The organism is Pseudomonas sp. KH_050 (assembly GCF_057838875.1).
The window spans coordinates 3186816-3210131 of record NZ_CM174478.1 but is presented as its reverse complement, the minus strand read 5'-3'; the positions used below and the strand labels follow the sequence as shown (position 1 = coordinate 3210131).

Here is a 23316-nt window from a genome sequence, read left to right as displayed (position 1 = left end):
CGGTTCAAAAGACCACCAGTCATCGGACAATGTGGTAATGCCGTAGCAGCTGCCGAGCCCGCGAGGCTGCGTTCGGCCGCGAAGCGGTCGTTAAATCAGGCAACGGGCTCTTACGAGTAAACCGCGTACGCAGGATTTGCGAGGACTTCGGTCGAGCGCGACCCCGGCTCGAACGCAGAAGAACACCGAACCCGAAGGCTCGGCTTGAACAGCCCTAACCCAGCATCTGGCTCAAGGCTGCGCGAAGCTTTCCGGGCTTGACCGGTTTGTTCAACAGCGGCGCGCCAAGTTTTTGCAACGAGCGCCGACACTGATCACTGCGGTCAGCGGTGATCATGATCGCCGGAATGGGTTGCGCGAAATGTTCGCGCAGGTGCCGGACCACCTCGCAACCGATGACCCCGTGATCCAGGTGAAAGTCCGCCAGAATCAATTCCGGTGCCCTGCCTTGCAAGGCTTGCAGGGCGCCGACCTCATCGGTGGCGGTGACCACCTCGCAGCCCCACTGCCCGAGCAACGCGCTCATGCTTTCAAGAATGCTCAATTCGTTGTCCAGCACCAACAAGCGTCGGCCAGGCAAGGGGTTGCCGGCACCCGGTTGCGGTGCTGTCTGGCTGATAGGCAACGGTACCTCGCGGGACAGCGGCACCTCGATGCTGAACATTGAACCGCGTCCCGGCCACGAGCGCACCTGGACCCGATAGCCGAGGATTTTCGCGATCCGTTCGACGATGGCCAGGCCCAGCCCCACGCCCTTGCGATCGGCGGCGCGACCGACGTCGAGCTGGTTGAATTCGAGGAAAATCGAGTCCAGCCGGTCGGCGGCGATACCGCGACCGGTGTCCCAGACCTCCAGGCGCAAGAACTCGCCGCGGCGCCTGGCGCCCAGCAAAATGCTGCCCTCGACGGTGTAGCGACAGGCATTGCTGAGAAAATTGCGCATGATCCGGGTCATCAGCCGCAAGTCGGTGTGCACCGCATAATCGCCGATGCGCGCCCGCAGATTCAGTCCCGCCGCCTGGGCGACCGACTGAAACTCCGAGACCAGCGGCGCGAGCAATTCATCCAGCCGATACAAGGCAATGTCCGGTTTGACCGCGGCCTGATCGAGTTTGGAAATATCCAGCAAGTCGGTGAGCAAATCTTCGGCGCCTTCCAGGGCCTGATGGGTGCGCTCGACCAACACCTGTTCAACGTCGGGCAAGACCCGCTCGCGCAAGGTGGAGATCAGCAGGCGTGCGGCGTTCAACGGCTGCAGCAAGTCATGACTGGCGGCGGCCAGGTATTTGTCCTTGCTGCGATTGGCCGCCTGGGCCGCATCCCGGGCATCGCGCAAGGCCTGCTCGATCTGTTGGCGCTGGGCGATCTGCTGCTGCAGGTTACGATTGGCTTCCAGCAACTCGTCGGTACGGGCCGCGACCCGTTGTTCCAGTTCATCATTGAGTTGCTGCAAACGTTGCTGGGCCAGTTTGCGTTCGGTGATATCGGTGACGAAGCCTTCCACCAGCCCATCCTGATCAGGCTTGAGCAGCAGGTTCATCAGCACATCGAGACAACTGCCATCCTTGCGCCGCAGCCTTGTTTCATAACCGAGCAGGCTGCGCTGGTTCTGCAGCTGCTGGCCGATCGCCTGCAATTCCTCAGCGCCACCGACGAACAGATTGCCGGCCAGGCCGGTCAGGGAAAACAGCACGTCCTGGGGCGTTTCATAACCGAGCATCCGCGCCAGTGCCGGGTTGGCGGCACGCATGCCCTCTTGCAGGCTGGCCTGGAAAATCCCGTGCACCGCATGCTCGAACAGCCATTTGTAGCGATTGCGCTCGGTTTCCAGGTCCTCGAGACGCGCCGCCAGCTCGGGATAGTGACTCTTGCGCGCCGAATGGCTGCCCAGTCCCAGCAGACCGACCAGGGCCCGTTGTTGCTCTTCAGAGGGCTTCGCCATAGACGACCTCGACGTCACGCTGACTGGATTCGCGCGGGTTGGTGAGGATGCACGGATCATCCATGGCATGCTGCGAGAGGAACGGAATATCGGCCATGCTGACGCCGTGCAGGCCAAGGGTTTCATGGAAGCCGATGGAATGCTTGAGGGCGATCAGGTGCTCCACCAGCCGTCCGCAGATCTGCCGGTGATTGAGGCCGCGACAGTCGATGCCCAACGTCTCGGCAATCACCTTGAAACGGTCGGGCGCCGAGTTGTAATTGAACGCCACCACGTGCTCGACCAGCACCGCGTTGCACAACCCGTGGGGCAGATCGAGAAAACCGCCGAGACTGTGGGACATGGCGTGCACCGCGCCGAGAATCGCGTTGGAGAACGCCAGCCCGGCCTGCATGCTGCCGAGCATGATTTTTTCCCGCAGGACGATGTCGGAGGGGTTGGCGATCATTTGCACCAGGTTGCCATTGATCAGGCGCATCGCCTCCAGCGCATGGGGGTCGGTCAAGGGGCCGTGGCCGGTGGAAACGAAGGCCTCGATGGCATGCACCAGCGCGTCGATACCGGTACAGGCGGACAGGAACGGGTCCATGCTCAGGGTGGTTTCCGGGTCGATCAACGACACGTCCGGCACCACTGCCTTGCTGACGATGGAGAACTTCATCCGTTCCTGCTGATTGGAAATGATCACGAATTGCGAGACGTCGGCCGAGGTGCCGGCGGTGGTCGGAATCAGAATCAGTGGCGGGCTCGGCACCCGAATAGTGTCCACGCCTTCGAACTCGAGGATGTTGCGGCCGTGGGCAACCACGATGCCGATGCCTTTGCCACAGTCCATCGGGCTGCCGCCGCCGACGGCGACTATCACATCGCAATGGTTTTCCCGGTACATCTCGGCACCGAGCATCACCTCTTCCACCCGCGGATTGGGCGAAACGGCGCTGTACAGGCAGTAGTCGATGCCCTGGGCCTGCAAGCTGGCTTCGACATCGGCGACCCAACCGGCGGCAATCACCCCGGGATCGGTGACCACCAGGACCTTGCGCGCACCGAAGGTTTTTGCGCAATTGCCGACGTTATGCCGGCAGCCGGCGCCAAAAATGATTTCAGGAGAAACGAATTTACGCAGCTGACTGAGGTTCGGGCTCATGGAAAGCCTTTTTTATTGTTTTGGAGATAAAAGCCAGCCTAAAGCATCTTGTTACGAATGCAATCAGACTAATGGTTACAGGCGCCTCAGCGTTTATACCCGCCATAGGTAATCCGGGTGCCGAAAAACGCCCCCTGCAGTAGTAACCCGCAAGCCGCCACATCGATCAGCAAGCAGATCAGGATCAAACCCGGACCACTCTCCGACAGGCCGGCGATCAGCAGCTTTACACTCATCGCGCACCAGACCAGGGTCGTGCGCACCCCATGCCGGGCAGCCAGCCGGACATCGTTGCTGCCGGTTTCGGAGAGGTGGATATAGTCCATCAGGCCGGTCATCAGGGCGAATACGCCAGTCACCACGCCGGCGGCGCTGGCGCCCAACGCAAGGCCCCACCACAGGGGGGCCGCAGACCACAGCGCAACCCCATCAAAAAACGGCACGCTGAGCCAGAACACCAGCGGGAAATGCACCAGCATCGGATGCAGGGGAAGACCCAAAAAGTATCGAGGCCAGCGCATGGTGCGACCCTCGCTCGGTACAAGGCTATATAGAAGGCTAGTCGAGCCAAAGGCATTTGCGCCCAGGCCCCGAAACTCCTCGAACAGCTGGCCTCGGTCGGCCGTCTACACTGGTGGAAGCAGTAGAAATGCGGCGGACTCCGCATCCATCTGAAGCACTGACTGGCCCAGCCCATGCAGAACACACCGCCAGCACCGACCTTTGACTATCACGATCTGTTCGAGCGTGCGCCGATCGGCTATGTGCTGTTGGAAGCCTCGGGGCGCATTTGCAAGATCAACCAGACCGGTGCCGCGCTGTTGGGTTGGGATGCCGCATGGCTGACCGGTGAGTCGTTCGCGCGCTGGGTGGTGAGCGCCGACCGAGCGCAGTTTCAAGCGCACCTGAGCAAGCTGGGCAGTCCTGGCGGCTGCGTCAGTCAGAAGCTGCGGGTCAAGAACCGCCAGGGACGGATTGCCACGCTGTGGCTCAAAAGCGACCGAGAGCCAAACGCCTGCGGACACTCCGAGCATTTTCGGACCGCGATGATCGACGTATCGGGCGAACAGGAGTCCGCGCGAAAATTGCGCAGCCTGCAATCGCAGCTCACCCGGCTCGCTCGCCTGAACACCGCGGGTGAGCTGGCCTCCAGTCTGGCCCACGAACTGAATCAACCGCTGGGGACTGTGGTGCTCAGCTGTGAAGCGGCATTGCGGCTGTTGACCCCGGGTTCTGCCCAGACTGCCGAATTCATCGAAGCGCTGACTCAAGCCCGCGAGGCAGCGGCGTTTGCCAGCGACGTGGTTCGCCACTTGCGTGGTTTTTTGCAGAATAACGACGAAATGTCCACCGATTGCGAGTTTTCGTCACTGATCCAGGAGGTGTCGATGCTGATCGAGGTCGACGCCAGGGACAGCGATATCGACCTGCAACTCGATATCCAGCGAGAAATGCCTTACGTGCGAGTCGATGTGGTGCAGATTGGCCAGGTGCTGGTGAACCTCGCCCATAACAGTATCGAAGCCATGCGCGAACAAGGCGGTATCGGCAATCGATTGACGATCAAGGCACGGGGGCAGTCCTCGGGGAAGATTCAGGTCAGCGTGACGGATACCGGCCCGGGCCTGGACCACAAGGAGATCGGGCGCATCTTCAGCCCCTTTTACACCACCAAGAGCAACGGCATGGGCCTGGGATTGTCCATCAGTCGCACGATTATCGAGGCCCATGGCGGCGAGCTGTGGGCCGATCCCGGATCCACCGCCGGGGCCACGGTGCATTTCACCCTGCCGACACTTCAAGGTAATGGCCATGACGACTGAGCAGGTCATACACGTGGTGGATGATGACCGGCTGTTTCTCGCCGCCCTTGAGCGCACCCTCGGCTCCACCGGCCTGGAGGTCCGCACCTATACCTGCGCGAAGAGCTTTCTCGACAGTTTCGACCCGCTGCAGCCCGGATGCCTGATCACCGATCTGCGCATGCCGGACACCAGCGGCCTGGAGCTGCAAAAGCAGCTGAAAGAATTACAGGTACGAATTCCCATCATTTTCATCAGCGGCCATGCCAACGCCAGTACCGCGGTGGCCGCACTCAAGTGTGGCGCGGTGGATTTCCTGGAAAAACCGTTCAGCGAAAAAGACCTGCTGGCCAGCGTCCATCAAGCCCTGGACAAAGACCTCGACGACCGCCGGTTGGCCCGCGAACAGGCACTGGTGCAGCAGCGCTACAGCAATCTGTCGCCCCGTGAGCAGCAAGTCTTCGTGCTGGTGGTGTCGGACCTGCCCAACAAGAAAATCGCCCGGGAACTGATGATCAGCCCGCGAACCGTCGAACACCACCGCGAGCACCTCATGCTCAAGATGCAGGCGCACTCCACCGCCGAACTCATCACCATGGCGGTTCTTTGCGGTATTCACCAACTGCGTTTGTAAACACCCCCTACCCCTACGCCGGCATTGCCCCCCCGTTCTCAGCGCCTCATAGGTAGCAACACCTAGGTAGTCGCACGCTTGGTCAGGCGCTTTGGCCTGGGTTACAAAGCAGGTTGTGTAGCCCGGTCTGATGACGGCCCTGCTTTAACGCATCGACCGAACCCTGCAAGGCATGAGTACATGCGATCAGGAGGCAGACCATGGCCGATATGCCCAGCGTCCCCTACGGACGCAAGACGCAACGCAAACCCGACCTCAAAGAAGTCCACATCATCTGGATCAACGATGGCATGAGCTGTGACGGCGATTCGATCTCGATCACCGCCGCCACCCTGCCGAGCATCGAAGACGTGGTGCTGGGAGCGATTCCGGGCCTGCCCAAGGTCCATTTGCATAACCCCGACCTGTGCTATGAGGTCGGTGAGGAGTTGATGCAGTACTGGCACCAGGCTGCGCGTGGCGAGATTGATTTCGTGCTGGTGATGGAAGGCTCGATCCCCAACGAAAACCTCAGCGGTGAAGGTTACTGGGCCTACATGGGCAACGACCCGCAGACCGGCGAACCGATCACCATTCCCGAATGGCTCGACCGCCTGTCGCCCAAGGCTTTGGCGGTGGTTGCCTGCGGCACCTGCGCGACCTACGGCGGCATCCATGCGATGCAGGGCAATGTCACCGGTTGCATGGGCGTCAACGACTACCTGGGCTGGAACTGGAAGTCCAAGGCCGGATTGCCGGTGGTGAATGTGCCGGGCTGCCCGGTGCAGCCGGACAACTTCATGGAGACGCTGCTGTACCTGCTGCGCCAGCTGGCCGGTGTCGCGCCGATGATCCCGCTGGACGATGCCGGTCGCCCGACCTGGCTGTTCGGCAAAACGGTGCACGAAGGCTGCGACCGCGCCGGCTACTACGAGCAGGGTAACTTCGCCAAGGAATATGGCCAGCCGCAGTGCATCGTCAAGCTCGGCTGCTGGGGCCCGGTGGTTCAGTGCAATGTCCCCAAACGCGGCTGGATGGATGGCATCGGCGGCTGCCCGAATGTCGGTGGCATCTGCATCGGTTGCACCATGCCCGGCTTCCCCGACAAGTTCATGCCGTTCATGGATGAGCCGCCGGGAGCGGTGTTCTCCTCCAATTTCGTCAGGCCTTACGGCAAGTTGGTCAAGTGGCTGCGCGGCTTCACCAACGACACCCTCAACAAGGAACCTAAATGGCGGCATAACCGGCCGGAACTGACCACCGATCCACCTCCTGAAATTCGTCGCTAGATGGCCAACCGCACTGAGCCAGGAGGAATTTCCCATGGCGATCACCGAGAAAGACGTCACCACCCAGCCCAAGGACGCCACCGAGAAGCAGCCCGGAAAACTGATTGCGATGAACTGGGACCCGATCACCCGGATCGTCGGCAGCCTGGGGATCTACACCAAGATCGACTTCGAAAACCGCGAAGTCGCCGAATGCCACAGCACTTCTTCGATTTTCCGCGGCTATTCGGTGTTCATGAAGGGCAAGGACCCGCGTGACGCGCACTTCATTACCAGCCGTATTTGCGGCATCTGTGGTGACAACCACTGTGTGTGCTCGGTCTACGCGCAGAACATGGCCTATGGCATCCGCCCTCCGGCCATCGCCGAATGGATCATCAACCTGGGCGAAGCGGCCGAATACATGTTCGACCACAACATCTTCCAGGACAATCTGTTGATGGTCGACTTTTGCGCCAGGATGGTCCAGGAGACCAACCCGGGCGTCTGGGAACAGGCGCAACACACCCCGGCGCCGAATGCCGACAAGCACGGCTACAAGACCATCGCCGACATCATGACCGCGCTCAATCCGTTCGAAGGCGAGTTCTATCGCGAGACCCTGATGGTCTCGCGCTACACCCGGGAAATGATCTGCCTGATGGAAGGACGTCACGTTCACCCTTCGACCATTTACCCCGGTGGCGTCGGCACAGTGCCGACGGTGCAGCTGTTCACCGACTACCTGACCCGGCTGATGAAGTACTGCGAGTTCATGAAGCGGTGCCTGCCGCTGCATGACGACATCTTCGACTTTTTCTACGAAGCCCTGCCCGGTTACGAGGAAGTCGGCCGGCGGCGTATCCTGCTCGGCTGTTGGGGAGCGTTCAACGACCCGGACCATTGCGACTATCAGTACAAGCACATGACCAGCTGGGGACGGTCGATGTTCGTCACCCCCGGGGTGGTGGTCGACGGCGAGCTGGTCACCACCGACCTGGTGGAGATCAACCTGCAGATGCGCATCCTGCTCGGCAGTTCCTACTACGACAGCTGGGAAAAACGTCCGCGACTGGTTGAGCGAGATCCCTTGGGCAACGTGGTGGACATCAACCACCCCTGGAACCAGACCACCGTCCCGCGGCCGCAGAAACGCAACTTTGACGACAAGTATTCCTGGGTCATGTCGCCCCGCTGGCTGGACAAACGCACCGGTGATCACCTGGCGCTGGACACCGGGGGCGGCGCGCTGGCCCGACTGTGGGCCACGGCACTGGCCGGGCTGGTCGACATTGGCTATATCAAGGCCACCGGCCACAGCGTCAGGATGTACCTGCCACAAACCGCACTCAAACCCGAAGTGGAGTTCGAGTGGCACATACCCCAGTGGAGCAACGCCATCGAGCGCGATCGCGCCCGGACCTACTTCCAGGTCTACGCGGCGTGCTGCGCCCTGCATTTTGTCGAGAAAGCCCTGGACGAGTTGCAGGCCGGCCATACCCGGACCTGGACCGACTTCAAGGTCCCCGATGAAGCCATCGGCTGCGGCTTCCACGAAGCGGTGCGCGGGGTGCTGTCCCATCACCTGGTGATCAAGAACGGCAAGATTGCCAACTACCACCCCTACCCGCCTACCCCCTGGAATGCCAGCCCTCGGGATATCTACGGTACTCCCGGGCCTTACGAGGACGCGGTGCAGAACACGCCGATATTCGAGGAAAACGGGCCTGACACCTTCAAGGGCATCGACATCATGCGCGCGGTGCGCAGCTTCGACCCTTGCCTGCCCTGCGGCGTGCATATGTACCTGGGCAACGGCAAGACCCTGAAAACCATCCACGCGCCCGGCAACTGCGGGATTGGCCAGCCGATCGATAGCGATGACGAGGACTCGACATCATGAACGGATACCGTCAGCAGGAACTCGATGAGCAAGTGGAACGCCTGCAAGAACTGCTGGGCGCGCTGGACGAACTGGCGGACCCAACTGCCAGAAACGCCGCCCGGGAGCTCCTGCGGGTGGTGATTCGCTTGCACAGCCTGGGCCTGGCGGACCTGTTGGAAATAGTCCAGGAAGCCGGCAGCCAGCCGGCGGATACGCTGTTGCCGCGCTTCACCGCCAACCCCCGGGTGCGCGGCCTGTTGCTGCTGCACGACCTGCATCCGGAAGACCTGCCCACCCGCGCGCGCAAAGCGGTCGAGCGCCTGCACCCCCATCTGGGAGTAAAAAATGTCCGCGCCGAACTGGTCGCAGTGGAGGACAAGCAAGTGCGGATCAGTGTCAGTGCCAGCGACCCGAACGGCGTGCTGCCGACGGCCGAGCTGCTGCGCCAGGAGATCGAGCAGGTGCTGCAGGAAATGATTCCCGATGCCGATGAATTGGTGATTGAAGGCTTGGACACCCTGGCCGCCCATGCCGGGTTTGTCCCGCTGGTGTGGGTAACCCAACCGGTGGCGGCTGACAAATGATGCGGTGTGCACCGTTTCGTTGTGGCTTACGAATGCCTGCGGTATGTACCGCTTCGTAGCAGCTGCCGAGCCTGCGAGGCTGCGTTCGAGGACAAAGTCCTCGCAAATCCACCGGGTTTGCCTGAAAGAACGCATTGCCTGATTTTACGACCGCTGCGCGGCCGGACGCAGCCTCGCAGGCTCGGCAGCTGCTACGAGAGCTAGCACAGTGAGGATCGAGCAATGAGCCAGACCAGCGTAGCGCAACCGGATGCCTGGGTGGCCTCGCTCAAAGGCTTTCTCGGCATCGAGCGCAAGCCCGTCGAGCATTGCGAGCTGTGCTACGCCGAGATCGGACCTGAGCATGATCACCTGATCGAGCCCGACACCCGACGCCTGCTGTGTGCCTGCCAGGCCTGCGCACTGTTGTTCGACAGCCCCGAAGCCCGCCGCTACCGGCGCGTGCCGCGTGAAGTGACTCGGCTAGAGCACTTCACTCTCACCGATGGGCAATGGGACGCCTTGCTGATCCCGATCAACCTGGCCTTTTTCGTCCACAGCTCGGTGCAGGAGCGGGTACTGGCCCTGTACCCCGGCCCTGCCGGTGCCACCGAATCGAAGCTGGCGCTGCAGACCTGGGACGATCTGGCCACCGCCAATCCGCTGCTCAAGGCGCTGCAACCGGATGTCGAAGCCCTGCTGGTCAACCGGATGGACGGCGCGCGCGAGTACTACCGCCTGCCCATTGATCGTTGTTATGAGTTGGTCGGGCTGATTCGCAGCCACTGGCATGGTCTGTCCGGCGGTCAGGATGTGCGGGCGGCGCAACTGCGGTTCTTCGAACAACTACGGGCCGAGACCGGCGCGGGAGGCCAGGACGATGCCTGAACTCACTATCACTGTCCAGGGCGCTACGCCGGACAGATACGCCGCGGCCCCGACCCTGAACCTCGAACTGCTGATCCGCCAGCGCGGGCGACCGGTGCCGATCCAGAGTATTGCCTTGCAGTGCCAGATCCGCATCGAGACCAGCAAACGCCACTACGATCCCGAGGAACAAGCGCGCCTGAGCGATCTGTTCGGCGAACCCTCGCGCTGGGGCCAGACCCTGCACAGCCTGCTCTGGACCCACGCAAGCGTGGTGGTGCCAGGATTCTGCGGCGAGCGCAGCCAGGTGAATCTGCCGGTGCCTTGCAGCTTCGATTTCAACCTCGCCGCGACCAAGTACTTCCATGGCCTCGATCAAGGGCTGGTGCCGCTGTTGCTGTTGTATTCCGGAAGCGTGTTCTATCGCGACGACGAGGGCGCGCTGGCGATGGACCTGATCTCCTGGAATGAAGAGGCCAGCTATGCCCTGCCGGTCGAGGTCTGGAAGCAGATGATGGACCTGTACTACCCCAATCAGAGCTGGCTGTGCGTCAACCGCCAGGTGTTCGAAGCGCTGTACGCCTACAAGCGCCGGCATGGCCACCCGGGGTTCGACGAAGCGCTGCTCAGCCTGCTGGCCGACGTCAAGAGGGCCGCCTCATGAACCTGACGCAGGTGCAACCGGTGGTCGATGCCGTCCTCTACGAAGGCTACATCCTCTACCCCTACCGCTCCACCACCGCGAAGAACCGCCAGCGCTGGACCTTCGGCGGCATCTATCCGCAGCTCTGGTTCGACGCCACCGAGGGCGGCGAACCCTGGCAGATGCAGACCCAGTGCCTGATCGAAGGCCACCCCGGCGCGCGTCTGGAGGTGCGGGTGCGCTTCCTGCATCCATTGACCCGCGAGGTCGGCGAATTGCTATCACCATTGCCGGCCTGGCCCGAGGACCTGGAAGGCTTGAACCAGGCGCCCTGGCGTCCGGTGCCCTCGCTGACCCTGGGTGACCGGCAATTTCATTGCTGGCAAGAAGCCGTAGAGCGCGACCTGCTGGTGGCCGACTGTCCACTGAGTGAACTGCTGCAAGGCGCCCGGCGTGTGCCTTTCGCCTTCGAAGGTCGCCGGGAACTGGAACCGCTGCGCAGCGAAGGGGCTATTCGCGGCGTGCTGCTGCGCAACCAGTGCGCGATCCAGGGGCGTGTCGAGCTGAAGCTGGAGCCCATCGAAAGACGGGTCTATCGCCTGACAGTGCGCATCGAAAATCAAACCCGGATGGACCCCGCCAGCGTGACCGACCGGGAACAGGCGAGTCTCTACAGTTTCGCCTCCACCCATACCATTCTCGCGGTGCAAGACGCAGGCTTTGTCAGCCTGATGGACCCGCCCGCGGCGCTCCAGGACGCAGCCGCAGGTTGCGACAATCAAGGCACTTATCCGGTGCTGATTGGTCAGCCGGGCGCACGGGACATCCTGTTGTCATCGCCGATCATTCTCTACGACTACCCGCAAGTCGCGCCGGAAAGCCTCGGCGAGTTTTTCGACTCCAGCGAAATCGATGAAATCCTCAGCCTGCGCATCCTGGCCATGACCGACGCGGAAAAGCGCGAAATGGCCGCCCTCGACCCGCGCACCGCGGCGTTGCTGGCCCGCACCGAGGCGCTGGACAGCGACAGTTTCATGCGCCTGCATGGCGTGTTGCGTGACCCCCTGTGCGAAACCGCCGCCGGGTCCGCGCCGCTGCAGCCTGGGCCGAGCGGTCCACGCCTGGCGTATGACAGCAACGGCGGCACTGCGCTGCGGGTCGGCGATCGGGTGCGCCTGCAACCCAAGGGCGGCGGCGACACCATGGACCTGGTGCTGGCGGGCAAAACCGCCGTCATTGAAGCCATCGAACGCGACTTCGAGGACCGGCTGCATGTGGCGGTGACCATCGATGACGATCCCGGCCGCGAGTGGGGCCTGCAGCGGATGCCCGGGCACCGGTTCTTCTTCTCGCCCGAAGAGATCCAGCCCCTGGAATCCCCACCGCACGGGGGAACGCAATGATGAAAATCCTGGTCGCCGGCATCGGCAACATCTTTATGGGCGATGACGGTTTCGGCTGCGAGGTCGCCGACCGACTGAGTCAGCGCAACGTACCGGCCGGTGTCGACGTCGTGGATTTCGGTATCCGCGGCCTGGACCTGAGTTATGCGCTGATGGACGGCTACGAAGTGGTGATCCTGATCGACACCGTCGACCGTGGCGAGGCGCCGGGCACGCTGTACCTGATCGAGCCTGAGATCGGTGACGCCACGGTACCGGCGCGTGGCGAGCAGCTGATGGCGCCCCACGGCATGGACCCGGCCAGCGTCCTGCGCTTCATTGCCGCGCTCGATCAGCGGCGCCCGCGGGTACTGATGGTCTGCTGTCAGCCGGCATTCCTCGGCGGTGAACAGGGGCATATGGGCTTGAGCAAAGAGGTCACCAAGGCCGTCGATAAGGCGGTAAACGAGGTTCTCGGGTTGGTGGACGAGTTACTGGCATGAGCGCAACAGGAGCCTGCAAGCTCCGGGAGGATCGCTATGAGTGGCTGGACGATTTTCTGGATTTTACTGTTGTTGGTGATCGTCGTTCTGGTTGCGGTGAATTTCCACGACATCAAACGCTATCTCAAAATCCGCAACATGTGATCTCGAATGCCCGCCCGGGTTTGGGAGATGGCAATGGTGATGGCTTGCGAACGGCGTGATCAGGTTTCCCGTGGAGCTGCAGGTGGCGGCGAAGCGATTCGTGTCAGAGGCCTGGTGCAAGGCGTGGGTTTCAGACCCACCGTCTGGCGCCTGGCCCGCGATTGCGGGCTTTGCGGAGACGTCTGCAACGACGCCGAAGGGGTGCTGATTCGCATCTGGGGAGCACGTGCGGCCCGCGAACGGTTTCTCGCCCGCCTGCGCGCCGAAGCCCCGCCGCTATCGCGGATCGACTCACTCGAGTCCACAGCGCTGAGCGGTGAATCGCCAGTGACGGATTTTCGTATTGTCAAAAGCTCCGGCGGCCGGGTACATACCGGGATAGTCGCCGACGCCGCGACCTGTGCGGCCTGTTTGCGCGAGGTGTTTGACCCCGCCAATCGTCGTTACCGTTACGCTTTCACCAACTGCACCCATTGCGGGCCACGGATGTCGATTGTCCGTGCCATCCCTTACGACCGCGGCACTACCAGCATGGCTGCATTCACTATGTGCCCGGCCTGCCTGCGCGAATATCGAGACCCTGCCGACCGGCGCTTCCACGCTCAGCCCAATGCCTGCCCTGATTGCGGGCCACGGCTATGGCTCGAAGCGGCCAGCGGATCCTCGGTCGATTGCAGCGGTGATCCGCTCAAGGCGACCCAGCGCCTGCTCGAGGCCGGGCATATCGTGGCGATCAAAGGCATTGGTGGCGTGCATCTGGCCTGTGATGCCTCGAATGCCAGTGCGGTGGATCGTCTGCGCCAGCGCAAGCGCCGCGAACACAAGCCTTTCGCCCTGATGGCCCGCGATACGGCGATGATCCGCTGCTATTGCCGCCTCGATCCGGCGCAAACCGCGCTGCTGCAGGAACCGGCCGCGCCCATCGTGCTGCTGGCCATCGAGGGCCCGGAACGCCTGGCCGATGGTGTGGCGCCCCGGCAGTGCTGCTACGGTTTCATGCTGCCCTACTCGCCCCTGCACCATCTGCTGATGGCTGGCCTGCAGGCACCGATCGTGCTCACCAGCGGCAATCGCAGCGAAGAACCGCAGTGCATTGGCAACGACGAGAGCCGTGAACGCTTGGGCGAAATCGCTGACGCACTGCTGTTGCATGACCGGGAGATCGTCAACCGGCTGGACGACTCGGTGGCCAGGCTGGTGGTCGACAGTCCCGCTCTGTTGCGTCGCGCTCGTGGTTATGCGCCGACGCCGCTGCGCTTGCCTGCGAGCTTTGGCGCCGCGCCTGCGGTCCTGGCCCTGGGCGGTGAACTGAAAAACAGTTTCTGCCTGATCAAGGACGGCCAGGCGATCCTCTCCCAGCATCTCGGCGATCTGGCCAATGCCAGCGCCAATGCCGCCAGCCGCCAGACCCTGGCGCTGTACCAGCAACTGTTCGAGTTCCAGCCTCAAGTGCTGGCGATTGACCGCCACCCCGACTACCTGCCGAGCAAGTTCGGCCGCGATTGGGCCGCGGAAAAGGGCTTGGTGCTGGTCGAGGTTCAGCATCACCACGCGCATATCGCGGCCTGCCTGGCCGATAACGCTGTCGAACTGGACTCGCCGCCGGTGCTCGGCATTGCGCTGGACGGCACCGGTTATGGTGATGACGGCAGTCTGTGGGGCGCTGAGTTCCTGCTCGCCGACTACCGTGGCTATCGACGCCTGGCCAGCCTGGCGACGGTCGCCATGCCTGGCGGCGAAGCGGCGATCGAGCAACCCTGGCGCATGGCCTATGCCCACCTGCGCCGCACCTCGCAATGGCCAGCGCTGGTCAAGCAGTTCGGCGATCTGCGGTACTTCCAGACGCTGGCGGACAAACCCCTGGCGACCTTGAACGGCATGCTTGCAACGGGCTTCAACAGCCCTCCTTGCAGCTCCTGCGCACGCCTGTTCGACGCCGTCGCAGCGGTCATTGGCCTGCGCCAGCAAGTCAGCTACGAAGGCCAGGCGGCGATCGAACTGGAGGCCGCCGTCGATGCCTCGGCGCTGGGCGACCACCAGGGCTATCCCTTTGCTATCGTGCTGGACGACGGTCTGCCGCGCCTGGAGCCGCAGCCGATGTGGCGGGCGCTGTTGACCGACCTGAACGCAGGCGCGGCACCGGGGGTGATTGCGGCGCGCTTCCATGTCGGCCTTGCGCAAGCCGTGGTGCAGATGATCGAGCACCTGACGCAACGGCATGGCGATCTCTGGTCCGGACGCATCGCGCTGTCGGGCGGGGTATTGCAGAACGCGGTACTGACCCGAGAGCTGATCCAGCGCCTTGAATTTCGTGGTTTGCAGGTGCTGCGCCACTCACGGGTACCGGCCAACGACGGCGGGCTGAGCCTGGGCCAGGCAGCTGTGGCCACGGCGCAAACCCTCGCGACACAAGAGGAGCGGCAACCATGTGCGTAGGCATTCCTGGACAAATCGTCGAGATCGTCGATGCGGCGACCGACACCGCCACCGTGGAGATCGGTGGTATCCGCCGCGCGATCAACATTTCTTGCGTGGTCGGCGACGGTCGCAGCCACGCCGACTGTGTCGGCGATTGGGTGCTGGTGCACGTCGGCTTCGCCATGAGCCGGATCGATGAACACGAGGCGATCAAAACCCTCGAACTGCTGCAGGCGCTGGGCGAAATAGCCGAAGAAATGCGCCTGATGCAAGACACCCGATAGGGAGGCACGACCATGTCCCAAGGTGATAGCCCACTGCGTGGGTTGTACCCGTTCTTGCACGGTGACAAGCAAGAGATCGGCGCGCTCGATGCGGCCCTGCTCGAATCCGTGCAGCAAAAGGCCGCCCACAGCGTCGAGGTCAAACAGCGGTTTTTTGCCGAGAACGCCGAAGCGGTGGTGGCGACGGCTCGTGCGATCGCCGCGGTGTATCGCCAGGGTGGGCGCATGTTGTCGATGGGTAACGGCGGTTCTTCCTGCGACGCCGCGCATTTCGCGGTGGAGTTCCTGCACCCGATTACCGCTGGCCGGCCGGCCTTGACCGCCACCAACCTGGCGGCCGATCAGGCGATGATGACGGCGGTGGGTAACGACGTCGGCTTCGAGCACATTTTCGTCCGCCAGCTGATTGCGCTGGGGCGGCCGGGAGACGGGCTGGTGGGATTTTCCACCAGCGGCAACTCGGGCAACCTGCTCAAGGCCTATGCCAAGGCCAAGGAAATGGGCTTGACCACCATCGGCCTGGCAGGCGGCGACGGAGGGCTAATGGCTCACTCGGCGGACCTCGATCATTGCCTGGTGGTGCCCACCGACAGCATCCACCGGATCCAGGAAGTGCACGTCGCCACCTACCACATCCTCTGGGACCTGGTGCACACCTTGCTCGCCGATGAGCGCGGCGGCCTGGAGGCCCGGCCATGAAATTCGTCGATGAGTTCCGCGACCCGGCCAAGGCCCGGGTGCTGGTCAAGCAGATCGAGCAACTGGTGCTGCGGATACCGGTGTGCCGCACCCGCCCGCTGCAACTGATGGAAGTCTGTGGCGGGCACACCCACTCGATCTTCAAGTACGGCATCGAGCAGATGCTGCCCGACGCCATTGAACTGGTGCACGGCCCCGGTTGCCCGGTGTGCGTGCTACCCATGGGCCGGGTCGATGATTGCGTGGCACTGGCGCAGCACCCGAACATCATCTTCACCACCTTTGGTGACGCCATGCGCGTCCCCGGTTCGAAAAAAAGCCTGCTGCAGGCCAAGGCCGAAGGCGCCGATGTGCGCCTGGTCTACTCGCCGATGGACGCGCTGAAAATCGCTCGCGACAACCCGACCCGGGAAGTCGTGTTCTTCGCCCTGGGCTTCGAAACCACCATGCCGTCCACCGCCCTGACCATCCTGCGCGCCGACGCCGAGAACCTCGAGAACTTCTCGGTGTTCTGCAACCACATCACCATCATCCCGACCATCAAGGCGATTCTCGACTCGCCGGAACTGACCCTGGACGGCTTCCTCGGCCCCGGCCACGTGAGCATGGTGATCGGCAGCGAACCCTATGAGTTCATCGCCAGGCACTACAAGAAACCCCTGGTGATTTCCGGCTTTGAACCCCTGGATATCCTCCAGTCGCTGTGGATGGTCACCCAACAACTGGCCGAAGGCCGTTGCGAGGTGGAAAACCAGTACCAGCGAGTGGTCCCCGACGCTGGCAACAATCCGGCCCTGCGCGCGGTGCAACAGGTCTTCCAGTTGCGCGAGTTCTTCGAGTGGCGCGGCCTGGGGTCGATCGACCATTCAGGGGTCAAACTGCGCGAGGCCTATGCCCGCTTCGACGCCGAGCGCAAATACCCGGTGCCGAACCTGAAGATCGCCGACCCCAAGTCCTGCCAGTGCGGCGAAGTCCTCAAGGGTGTGATCAAACCCTGGCAGTGCAAGGTCTTCGGCACCGCCTGCACCCCGGAGATGCCCTTGGGTTCGCTGATGGTCTCCAGCGAAGGGGCCTGCGCCGCGGTGTACAACTATGGGCGCATCGACCTGGTGGACATCCTCAAGCAACGCGAAACCACTGCCGATGAAACACCCAGGGAGCACCAGACATGAGGCTACCCGACCCGCTGAATCTCGTCCTCGATCAACCGCCAGCGCGTATCCGTCAGCGCAGCGGCAAGGTGCGCGGCGACACCATTACCCTGGCCCACGGCAGTGGTGGCAAGGCCATGCGCGACCTGGTGGACGATGTATTCGTCGGTACCTTCGCCAACCCGCTGTTGGCACCGCTGGAGGATCAGGCGCGCTTCGCCTTGAGCGATCTGGCCAGGCACGGTGACCGGCTGGCGTTCACCACTGACTCCTATGTGGTCGATCCGCTGTTCTTTGCTGGGGCCAACATCGGTGATCTGGCGGTCAACGGCACGGTCAACGACCTTGCGGTGTCTGGCGCCATCCCGCTGTACCTGTCCTGTGCGGTGATTCTCGAAGAAGGCTTTGCGCTGGCCGACTTGCGGCGCATCGTCACCTCCATGCAACAGGCTGCCGAGGTCGCCGGGGTGCAGATTGTCACGGGCGACACCAAGGTGGTGGAGCGTGGAGCAGTGGACAAACTCTTTATCAATACCTGCGGCATCGGGGTCATTCCGGCTGGCGTCAACATCGCCGCGACCCGTGCCCGGCCCGGCGACAAGGTCCTGGTCAATGGCTACATCGGCGACCACGGGGTGGCGATCCTCGCGGCGCGTGATGACCTGGCGCTGGAGGTGCCGATCAGCAGCGACTGCCAGCCACTGCACGGTTTGATTGCCGCGCTGCTCAAGGCCTGTCCCGATGTGCACTGTCTGCGCGATGCCACACGCGGCGGCATCGCCACGGTGTTGAACGAGTTCGCCCAGGCCGCCGATGTCTGCATCAACCTCGATGAACCGACCATCCCGGTGCGCGAAGCGGTCAAGGGCGTGTCGGAAATCCTCGGTCTCGACCCGCTGTACTTCGCCAACGAGGGCAAGCTGGTGGCCGTGGTCCCCGGCCATCTGGCCGAAGCTGCACTGGCGGCGATGCGCGCGCATCCGGCCGGTGCCGACGCGGCGATCATCGGTGAGATCGGTGCCAGCCCGGTGGGCTGCGTGATCATGCACACCGCTTTTGGTGGAGAACGCATCGTCGACATGCTGATCGGCGAACAACTGCCGAGGATCTGCTGATGCACGAGCTGTCCATCACCCAGGGCATTGTCGAAGCGTGCAACGAGCGCGCTGCGGGGGCGCGGGTGCTGCGGGTCACGCTGGAGGTCGGCAGTTTGTCCTGCGTGATGCCGGACGCCCTGCGTTTTTGCTATGAAGTTGTCTGCGAAGGCACGCCGCTGCAGGGCTCGACGCTGGAGATCATCCGCATCCCCGGCCGCAGTCGCTGCCGCGATTGCGGCGCAACGGTGCAGATGGACGACCTGCTGTCCAGTTGTCGCTGCGGTTCGGTCAACCTGGAACGTCCATGCGGCGGCGACCAGTTGCGGATCAAGTCGATGGAAATCGAGGAGGCAGCCTGATGTGTACCACCTGCGGTTGCTCCAATGGCGCCGGGGCAAGGATCACAGGCCTGACCGGCAGCAAGCTGCAACGGGTCGCCGGGCACGAGCTGCAAGGCCTGTATATGCGCATGCCGCAGCACGAACCTGCGCACTCCCATGCCCGGGTTCATGGCACCACCCTCAATATTGAGCAGGAAATTCTGGCCAAGAACAACCGTCTGGCCGAGCTTAATCGCCAGTGGCTCAAAGCCCGCAACATCCTGCTGCTGAACCTGATGAGCTCCCCCGGTGCCGGTAAAACCACCTTGCTCGAGCATACCCTGCGCGACCTTGCCGGTGACCTTTCGATCAGCGTGGTCGAAGGCGATCAGGAAACCCTGTTCGATGCCGAGCGCATCCGCGCCACCGGCTGCCCGGCGGTGCAGGTCAATACCGGCACCGGCTGCCACCTGGAAGCCGGGATGCTGGCTGGCGCGCTCAAGCAGCTCGCGCCTGCGGCCAACTCGCTGGTCATGGTGGAAAACGTCGGCAACCTGGTCTGCCCCGCCCTGTTCGATCTTGGCGAGCGGGCCAAGGTGGTCATCCTCTCGGTCACCGAAGGCGCCGACAAGCCGCTCAAGTACCCGCACATGTTCAGAGCCTCGAGCCTGATGATCATCAGCAAGATTGACCTGCTGCCCTATGTGGATTTCGACCTGGATGCCTGCATCGCCTTCGCCCGTCGGATCAATCCCGACATCGAAGTGCTGCAACTCTCCGCGACCCGCGGTGAGGGATTACCCCACTGGTACGCCTGGTTGCGCGGCCAACTGTCCAGCGAGGCCTGAGAGAAGATCATGGTCGAACTGCTGATCCTCGGTTTTCTGCTGGGAATGCGCCACTCCATGGAGGCCGACCATGTTGCTGCCGTGGCCACCCTCACCACCCGCAGTCGCGGCACCCGCGAGGCGATTTGGCTGGGAGCGGCCTGGGGCCTGGGACACACCCTGACCCTGCTGGTGGTGTTCGGCCTGGTGGTGTCCATGGACGGAGTGATTCCCGAGCGCCTTGCGCAAGGACTCGAAGGCGCGGTCGGGGTGATGCTGATCCTGCTGGGCCTGGACCTGATACGGCGCATGCGCCGCGAGAAGGTACATTTTCATCTGCATCGCCATACCGACAACACCCTGCATTTGCACGCCCACTCCCATGCCGGTGACCGGGGGCCGCACAGCCTGCATCACCGGCATCCACACCCCCGGCAGTTCCCGATGCGGGCGCTTTGCGTGGGCCTGATGCATGGGCTGGCCGGCTCGGCGGCGCTGATTCTGCTGACCCTGGGCCACGTCTCGTCACCGCTGGCCGGGCTGGTCTACGTCGGCCTGTTCGGCCTCGGCTCGATTGCCGGCATGGCGCTGCTGTCGTTGATTATCAGCGTGCCGCTGCACATCGTGCGGCACATCACCTGGCTGTGCAACGGCCTGCAAGCCTCGGTGGCCGTGACGACCATCGTTATCGGCAGCCTGCTGGTCTATCAGAACTACCTGACGCCACTGGTGTGAGGTGCAGCGGTTAGAGGGTGATGTCCATGCCATCGAACGCCACTTCGATGCCGCGGCGTTCCAGCAGCGCCCGTTCGGCCGAGTCCTCATCGAGGATCGGGTTGGTGTTGTTGATATGGATCAGAATCTTGCGTTGCTCGGGGAAGCCTTCAAGCACTTCGAGCATCCCGCCAGGGCCGCTTTGCGGCAGATGGCCCATTTCGCTGCCGAGTTTGTCGCCGACTTCGCAGGCGCGCATTTCATCGTCGCGCCAGAGGGTGCCGTCCACCAGCAGGCAGTCGGCGCGCTGCATCCAGTCGAGCAATTGATCATCGACCTGACCGAGCCCCGGGGCATAGAACAGGCTGGCGCCGCTGCGCCGGTCTTCGATGAACAGGCCGATGTTATCGCCCGGCTGCGGATTACCGCGATGGGGCGAGTACGGCGGCGCGCTGCTGCGCAATGGAATCGCCCGCAGCCGCAGGTGGTTGCAACCGGGGATGCTGAAGGGTTCGCCGCCCAGGCCGATGGGTTGCCATTGCAGGCCGCCATTCCAGTGGCTGAGCATGTTGAACAAGGGGAAACCGCTGCTGAGGTCCTGATGAACCATCTCGGTACACCAGACTTTATGCGGGCAGCCTTCGCGCAGGCTCAGCAGGCCGGTGCAATGGTCGATCTGGCTGTCGAGCAGGATCACTCCGGCAATCGCCGTATCACGCACCTGGCGGGCCGGTTGCAACGGTGGGAAAGACTCGAGCTGAGCGCGGATGTCCGGCGAGGCGTTGCACAGAATCCAGTCCACGCCGTTGTCGCTCAGGGCAATCGACGACTGGGTCCGCCGTTGTGCCCGCACGCTGCCATTGCGCACGCCAGCGCAATTGCGGCAGTTGCAGTTCCATTGCGGAAAACCACCGCCAGCGGCGGAACCGAGAATCCGGATATGCATGGGGCAATGCTCCAGTGGGAAGTCCCGGCCAACGCGCAGACTGGCCGGGAGGACAATCAACGGCTGGCGAAATACATGGTCACTTCGAAGCCGATACGCAGATCGGTAAACGCGGGTTTAGTCCACATGGGTCAATCCTCTTCTTATGCCGGGCTATTCCGGTAGAAGTATTAATGCACGGGGGTGTGGTGGGACTGAATGCTACTTTGGAAGGAGGTTGCGGGGTGCGTTGGTAGGGGGTGTTGGCGGGGTGTCAGGCAGGGCGTCTTCGCGGATTCAAGATCAAAAGATCGCAGCCTGCGGCAGCTCCTGCGCCGACCCGGTACACCCATGGATTATCAGGCGTACACAAAAACCCGTAGGAGCGGCCGCAGGCTGCGATCTTTTCAACCAGGCGAATGGAGCTACCGCCAAGCGAAGATCAAAAGATCGCAGCCTGCGGCAGCTCCTACGCCGGTTGGGTTAGAAGAAACCCAACGGATTGATGTCGTAGCTGACCAGCAGGTTTTTGGTCTGCTGGTAGTGATCGAGCATCATCTTGTGGTTTTCGCGGCCGACGCCGGATTTTTTGTAGCCGCCGAACGCGGCGTGGGCCGGGTACAGGTGGTAGCAGTTGGTCCAGACACGCCCGGCCTTGATCGCCCGGCCCATGCGGTAGGCGCGGTTGATGTCGCGGGTCCAGAGACCGGCGCCAAGGCCGAACTCGCTGTCGTTGGCAATCGCCAGGGCTTCGGCTTCGTCCTTGAAGGTGGTGATGCTCACCACCGGGCCGAAGATCTCTTCCTGGAATACGCGCATCTTGTTGTGGCCCTTGAGCAGGGTCGGCTGGATATAGAAACCCGTGGCCAGGTCACCCTCAAGCCGCTCGACGGCGCCACCGGTGAGCAGTTCGGCGCCCTCTTCCTGAGCGATTTTCAGATAGGACAGGATCCGGTCGAATTGCTGCTCGGAGGCCTGGGCACCGACCATGGTGTCGGTGTCCAGCGGGTTGCCGCGCTTGATATTGACGATCTTCTTCATCACCACTTTCATGAAGTCGTCGTAGATCGACTCCTGCACCAGCGCCCGCGACGGGCAGGTGCAGACTTCGCCCTGGTTGAAGAACGCCAGCACCAGGCCTTCGGCGGCCTTCTCGATGAACTGCGGCTCGGCCTTCATGATGTCTTCGAAGAAGATGTTCGGCGACTTGCCGCCCAGCTCAACGGTCGACGGAATGATGTTTTCCGCCGCGCATTTCATGATGTGCGCGCCGATCGGGGTGGACCCGGTGAAGGCGATCTTGGCGATGCGTTTGCTGGTGGCCAGGGCTTCGCCGGCTTCGCGACCGTAGCCCTGGACGATGTTCAACACACCTGGCGGCAGCAAATCGGCGATCAGCTCAACGAAGACCATGATCGACAGCGGAGTCTGCTCGGCCGGCTTGAGCACCACGCAGTTGCCGGCGGCCAACGCCGGGGCGAGTTTCCAGGCGGCCATCAGCAGCGGGAAGTTCCACGGGATGATCTGCCCGACCACGCCCAGCGGTTCGTGGAAGTGATAGGCGGTGGTCAGTTCGTTGATTTCGGCGGCGCCGCCTTCCTGAGCGCGTATGCAGCCGGCGAAATAACGGAAATGGTCGGCGGCCAGCGGCACGTCGGCGTTCAGGGTTTCGCGCACGGCCTTACCGTTGTCCCAGGATTCGGTGACCGCGAGGATTTCCAGGTTCTGTTCGATGCGGTCGGCGATTTTCAGCAGCACCAGCGAGCGGTCCTGGGCTGACGTCTTGCCCCAGGCATCGGCTGCGGCATGGGCGGCATCCAGCGCTTTCTCGATGTCGGCCGCGCTGGAGCGCGGGAACTCGGCAATCACTTCACCGTTCACCGGTGAGGTGTTGGTGAAGTATTCGCCATTGACCGGTGCGACGAACTCGCCGCCAATGAAGTTGCCGTAACGCGGTTTGAAAGACACGACAGCGCCTGGTGTTCCGGGTTGAGCGTAAATCATGGTGAGCCTCTGCTTGGTCGATGCCTGTCGGTCGGACAGGCCATGAACCGATAGTAGAGAGCCCCGCGCGCCAGACGAATGCGCCGTTGGCAGGGGGGGCTCTCGTCATTTGGTAGTA

Annotated in this window: 24 protein-coding genes; 18 read left to right on the top strand and 6 right to left on the bottom strand. The window is 62.8% G+C overall.

What is annotated here, in order from left to right:
- Nucleotides 1-214 precede the first annotated feature (214 nt).
- The 3 genes from AC3IUA_RS14800 to AC3IUA_RS14790 all read right to left on the bottom strand — a co-directional run bounded on the left by AC3IUA_RS14800 (nucleotide 215) and on the right by AC3IUA_RS14790 (nucleotide 3610).
- The gene (locus tag AC3IUA_RS14800; protein WP_489362029.1) at nucleotides 215-1942 is read right to left on the bottom strand and encodes a PAS domain-containing hybrid sensor histidine kinase/response regulator; all 1728 of its coding nucleotides are present in this window, start codon (nucleotides 1940-1942) and stop codon (nucleotides 215-217) included.
- On the bottom strand, nucleotides 1926-3089 hold the full coding sequence (ercA, locus tag AC3IUA_RS14795; RefSeq protein WP_489362028.1) for an alcohol dehydrogenase-like regulatory protein ErcA: 1164 nt from the start codon (nucleotides 3087-3089) through the stop codon (nucleotides 1926-1928). Before ercA ends, AC3IUA_RS14800 begins: the two co-directional genes overlap by 17 nt.
- 86 nt (nucleotides 3090-3175) lie before the next feature.
- Nucleotides 3176-3610 (bottom strand): DUF2231 domain-containing protein, encoded by a 435-nt coding sequence (locus tag AC3IUA_RS14790; protein ID WP_489362027.1) that lies wholly within the window; start codon nucleotides 3608-3610, stop codon nucleotides 3176-3178.
- A gap of 174 nt (nucleotides 3611-3784) precedes the next feature.
- Here AC3IUA_RS14790 and AC3IUA_RS14785 point away from each other — a divergent pair, with 174 nt between their 5' ends.
- From AC3IUA_RS14785 to AC3IUA_RS14700, 18 genes are all read left to right on the top strand, one after another.
- On the top strand, nucleotides 3785-4912 hold the full coding sequence (locus AC3IUA_RS14785; RefSeq protein ID WP_489362025.1) for a PAS domain-containing sensor histidine kinase: 1128 nt from the start codon (nucleotides 3785-3787) through the stop codon (nucleotides 4910-4912).
- Nucleotides 4902-5525, top strand: a complete 624-nt coding sequence (locus AC3IUA_RS14780) for a response regulator transcription factor (protein WP_489362023.1) — start codon at nucleotides 4902-4904, stop codon at nucleotides 5523-5525. The genes AC3IUA_RS14785 and AC3IUA_RS14780 overlap by 11 nt, the downstream gene beginning before the upstream one ends.
- Nucleotides 5526-5725: 200 nt before the next feature.
- Entirely contained in the window at nucleotides 5726-6793 is a 1068-nt protein-coding gene (locus AC3IUA_RS14775; protein WP_489362021.1) for an NADH-quinone oxidoreductase subunit B family protein, read from the top strand.
- Between the two features lie 34 nt (nucleotides 6794-6827).
- Nucleotides 6828-8675, top strand: coding sequence for a nickel-dependent hydrogenase large subunit (locus tag AC3IUA_RS14770; protein WP_489362019.1), 1848 nt, complete (start codon nucleotides 6828-6830; stop codon nucleotides 8673-8675).
- Nucleotides 8672-9241, top strand: a complete 570-nt coding sequence (locus AC3IUA_RS14765) for a hypothetical protein (protein WP_489362017.1) — start codon at nucleotides 8672-8674, stop codon at nucleotides 9239-9241. The genes AC3IUA_RS14770 and AC3IUA_RS14765 overlap by 4 nt, the downstream gene beginning before the upstream one ends.
- A 222-nt stretch (nucleotides 9242-9463) precedes the next feature.
- Nucleotides 9464-10108 carry a DUF5947 family protein gene (locus AC3IUA_RS14760; protein ID WP_489362015.1) on the top strand — a complete coding sequence of 215 codons (645 nt, stop codon included), beginning with the start codon at nucleotides 9464-9466 and terminating at the stop codon, nucleotides 10106-10108.
- Nucleotides 10101-10751, top strand: a complete 651-nt coding sequence (locus tag AC3IUA_RS14755; RefSeq protein WP_489362013.1) for a DUF6084 family protein — start codon at nucleotides 10101-10103, stop codon at nucleotides 10749-10751. The genes AC3IUA_RS14760 and AC3IUA_RS14755 overlap by 8 nt, the downstream gene beginning before the upstream one ends.
- A complete protein-coding gene (locus tag AC3IUA_RS14750) occupies nucleotides 10748-12133 on the top strand; it encodes a hypothetical protein (protein ID WP_489362012.1) in 1386 nt (461 codons plus the stop codon). Before AC3IUA_RS14755 ends, AC3IUA_RS14750 begins: the two co-directional genes overlap by 4 nt.
- The gene (locus AC3IUA_RS14745; RefSeq protein ID WP_489362011.1) at nucleotides 12130-12615 is read left to right on the top strand and encodes a hydrogenase maturation protease; all 486 of its coding nucleotides are present in this window, start codon (nucleotides 12130-12132) and stop codon (nucleotides 12613-12615) included. The genes AC3IUA_RS14750 and AC3IUA_RS14745 overlap by 4 nt, the downstream gene beginning before the upstream one ends.
- 36 nt (nucleotides 12616-12651) lie before the next feature.
- The gene (locus AC3IUA_RS14740; RefSeq protein ID WP_489362009.1) at nucleotides 12652-12759 is read left to right on the top strand and encodes a DUF6893 family small protein; all 108 of its coding nucleotides are present in this window, start codon (nucleotides 12652-12654) and stop codon (nucleotides 12757-12759) included.
- 6 nt (nucleotides 12760-12765) lie between these two features.
- Nucleotides 12766-15195, top strand: a complete 2430-nt coding sequence (hypF, locus tag AC3IUA_RS14735; protein ID WP_489362007.1) for a carbamoyltransferase HypF — start codon at nucleotides 12766-12768, stop codon at nucleotides 15193-15195.
- Entirely contained in the window at nucleotides 15186-15461 is a 276-nt protein-coding gene (locus tag AC3IUA_RS14730) for a HypC/HybG/HupF family hydrogenase formation chaperone (protein WP_489362005.1), read from the top strand. Before hypF ends, AC3IUA_RS14730 begins: the two co-directional genes overlap by 10 nt.
- 12 nt (nucleotides 15462-15473) lie before the next feature.
- On the top strand, nucleotides 15474-16160 hold the full coding sequence (locus tag AC3IUA_RS14725) for a D-sedoheptulose-7-phosphate isomerase (protein ID WP_489362004.1): 687 nt from the start codon (nucleotides 15474-15476) through the stop codon (nucleotides 16158-16160).
- The gene (hypD, locus tag AC3IUA_RS14720) at nucleotides 16157-17332 is read left to right on the top strand and encodes a hydrogenase formation protein HypD (RefSeq protein ID WP_489362002.1); all 1176 of its coding nucleotides are present in this window, start codon (nucleotides 16157-16159) and stop codon (nucleotides 17330-17332) included. Before AC3IUA_RS14725 ends, hypD begins: the two co-directional genes overlap by 4 nt.
- A complete protein-coding gene (gene hypE, locus AC3IUA_RS14715) occupies nucleotides 17329-18426 on the top strand; it encodes a hydrogenase expression/formation protein HypE (RefSeq protein WP_489362000.1) in 1098 nt (365 codons plus the stop codon). The genes hypD and hypE overlap by 4 nt, the downstream gene beginning before the upstream one ends.
- Entirely contained in the window at nucleotides 18426-18767 is a 342-nt protein-coding gene (locus AC3IUA_RS14710) for a hydrogenase maturation nickel metallochaperone HypA/HybF (protein WP_489361998.1), read from the top strand. The genes hypE and AC3IUA_RS14710 overlap by 1 nt, the downstream gene beginning before the upstream one ends.
- Nucleotides 18767-19576, top strand: a complete 810-nt coding sequence (gene hypB / locus AC3IUA_RS14705; protein WP_489361996.1) for a hydrogenase nickel incorporation protein HypB — start codon at nucleotides 18767-18769, stop codon at nucleotides 19574-19576. The genes AC3IUA_RS14710 and hypB overlap by 1 nt, the downstream gene beginning before the upstream one ends.
- 9 nt (nucleotides 19577-19585) lie before the next feature.
- On the top strand, nucleotides 19586-20290 hold the full coding sequence (locus AC3IUA_RS14700) for a sulfite exporter TauE/SafE family protein (protein ID WP_489361994.1): 705 nt from the start codon (nucleotides 19586-19588) through the stop codon (nucleotides 20288-20290).
- Between the two features lie 10 nt (nucleotides 20291-20300).
- Here AC3IUA_RS14700 and pqqB read toward each other — a convergent pair whose 3' ends face one another.
- From pqqB to exaC, 3 genes are all read right to left on the bottom strand, one after another.
- Entirely contained in the window at nucleotides 20301-21215 is a 915-nt protein-coding gene (gene pqqB / locus AC3IUA_RS14695) for a pyrroloquinoline quinone biosynthesis protein PqqB (protein ID WP_489361992.1), read from the bottom strand.
- Nucleotides 21216-21271: 56 nt separating this feature from the next.
- A complete protein-coding gene (gene pqqA, locus AC3IUA_RS14690; protein ID WP_010209364.1) occupies nucleotides 21272-21343 on the bottom strand; it encodes a pyrroloquinoline quinone precursor peptide PqqA in 72 nt (23 codons plus the stop codon).
- Between the two features lie 334 nt (nucleotides 21344-21677).
- The gene (gene exaC, locus AC3IUA_RS14685) at nucleotides 21678-23198 is read right to left on the bottom strand and encodes an acetaldehyde dehydrogenase ExaC (protein ID WP_489361991.1); all 1521 of its coding nucleotides are present in this window, start codon (nucleotides 23196-23198) and stop codon (nucleotides 21678-21680) included.
- Between the last annotated feature and the right edge of the window lie 118 nt (nucleotides 23199-23316).

Excerpts from the sequence above, each read along its gene's own strand:
- AC3IUA_RS14800 (WP_489362029.1), bottom strand. The coding sequence starts at position 1,942 with ATGGCGAAGCCCTCTGAAGAGCAACAACGGGCCCTGGTCGGTCTGCTG.
- ercA (WP_489362028.1), bottom strand. The coding sequence starts at position 3,089 with ATGAGCCCGAACCTCAGTCAGCTGCGTAAATTCGTTTCTCCTGAAATC.
- AC3IUA_RS14790 (WP_489362027.1), bottom strand. The coding sequence starts at position 3,610 with ATGCGCTGGCCTCGATACTTTTTGGGTCTTCCCCTGCATCCGATGCTG.
- AC3IUA_RS14785 (WP_489362025.1), top strand. The coding sequence starts at position 3,785 with ATGCAGAACACACCGCCAGCACCGACCTTTGACTATCACGATCTGTTC.
- AC3IUA_RS14780 (WP_489362023.1), top strand. The coding sequence starts at position 4,902 with ATGACGACTGAGCAGGTCATACACGTGGTGGATGATGACCGGCTGTTT.
- AC3IUA_RS14775 (WP_489362021.1), top strand. The coding sequence starts at position 5,726 with ATGGCCGATATGCCCAGCGTCCCCTACGGACGCAAGACGCAACGCAAA.
- AC3IUA_RS14770 (WP_489362019.1), top strand. The coding sequence starts at position 6,828 with ATGGCGATCACCGAGAAAGACGTCACCACCCAGCCCAAGGACGCCACC.
- AC3IUA_RS14765 (WP_489362017.1), top strand. The coding sequence starts at position 8,672 with ATGAACGGATACCGTCAGCAGGAACTCGATGAGCAAGTGGAACGCCTG.
- AC3IUA_RS14760 (WP_489362015.1), top strand. The coding sequence starts at position 9,464 with ATGAGCCAGACCAGCGTAGCGCAACCGGATGCCTGGGTGGCCTCGCTC.
- AC3IUA_RS14755 (WP_489362013.1), top strand. The coding sequence starts at position 10,101 with ATGCCTGAACTCACTATCACTGTCCAGGGCGCTACGCCGGACAGATAC.
- AC3IUA_RS14750 (WP_489362012.1), top strand. The coding sequence starts at position 10,748 with ATGAACCTGACGCAGGTGCAACCGGTGGTCGATGCCGTCCTCTACGAA.
- AC3IUA_RS14745 (WP_489362011.1), top strand. The coding sequence starts at position 12,130 with ATGATGAAAATCCTGGTCGCCGGCATCGGCAACATCTTTATGGGCGAT.
- AC3IUA_RS14740 (WP_489362009.1), top strand. The coding sequence starts at position 12,652 with ATGAGTGGCTGGACGATTTTCTGGATTTTACTGTTGTTGGTGATCGTC.
- hypF (WP_489362007.1), top strand. The coding sequence starts at position 12,766 with ATGCCCGCCCGGGTTTGGGAGATGGCAATGGTGATGGCTTGCGAACGG.
- AC3IUA_RS14730 (WP_489362005.1), top strand. The coding sequence starts at position 15,186 with ATGTGCGTAGGCATTCCTGGACAAATCGTCGAGATCGTCGATGCGGCG.
- AC3IUA_RS14725 (WP_489362004.1), top strand. The coding sequence starts at position 15,474 with ATGTCCCAAGGTGATAGCCCACTGCGTGGGTTGTACCCGTTCTTGCAC.
- hypD (WP_489362002.1), top strand. The coding sequence starts at position 16,157 with ATGAAATTCGTCGATGAGTTCCGCGACCCGGCCAAGGCCCGGGTGCTG.
- hypE (WP_489362000.1), top strand. The coding sequence starts at position 17,329 with ATGAGGCTACCCGACCCGCTGAATCTCGTCCTCGATCAACCGCCAGCG.
- AC3IUA_RS14710 (WP_489361998.1), top strand. The coding sequence starts at position 18,426 with ATGCACGAGCTGTCCATCACCCAGGGCATTGTCGAAGCGTGCAACGAG.
- hypB (WP_489361996.1), top strand. The coding sequence starts at position 18,767 with ATGTGTACCACCTGCGGTTGCTCCAATGGCGCCGGGGCAAGGATCACA.
- AC3IUA_RS14700 (WP_489361994.1), top strand. The coding sequence starts at position 19,586 with ATGGTCGAACTGCTGATCCTCGGTTTTCTGCTGGGAATGCGCCACTCC.
- pqqB (WP_489361992.1), bottom strand. The coding sequence starts at position 21,215 with ATGCATATCCGGATTCTCGGTTCCGCCGCTGGCGGTGGTTTTCCGCAA.
- exaC (WP_489361991.1), bottom strand. The coding sequence starts at position 23,198 with ATGATTTACGCTCAACCCGGAACACCAGGCGCTGTCGTGTCTTTCAAA.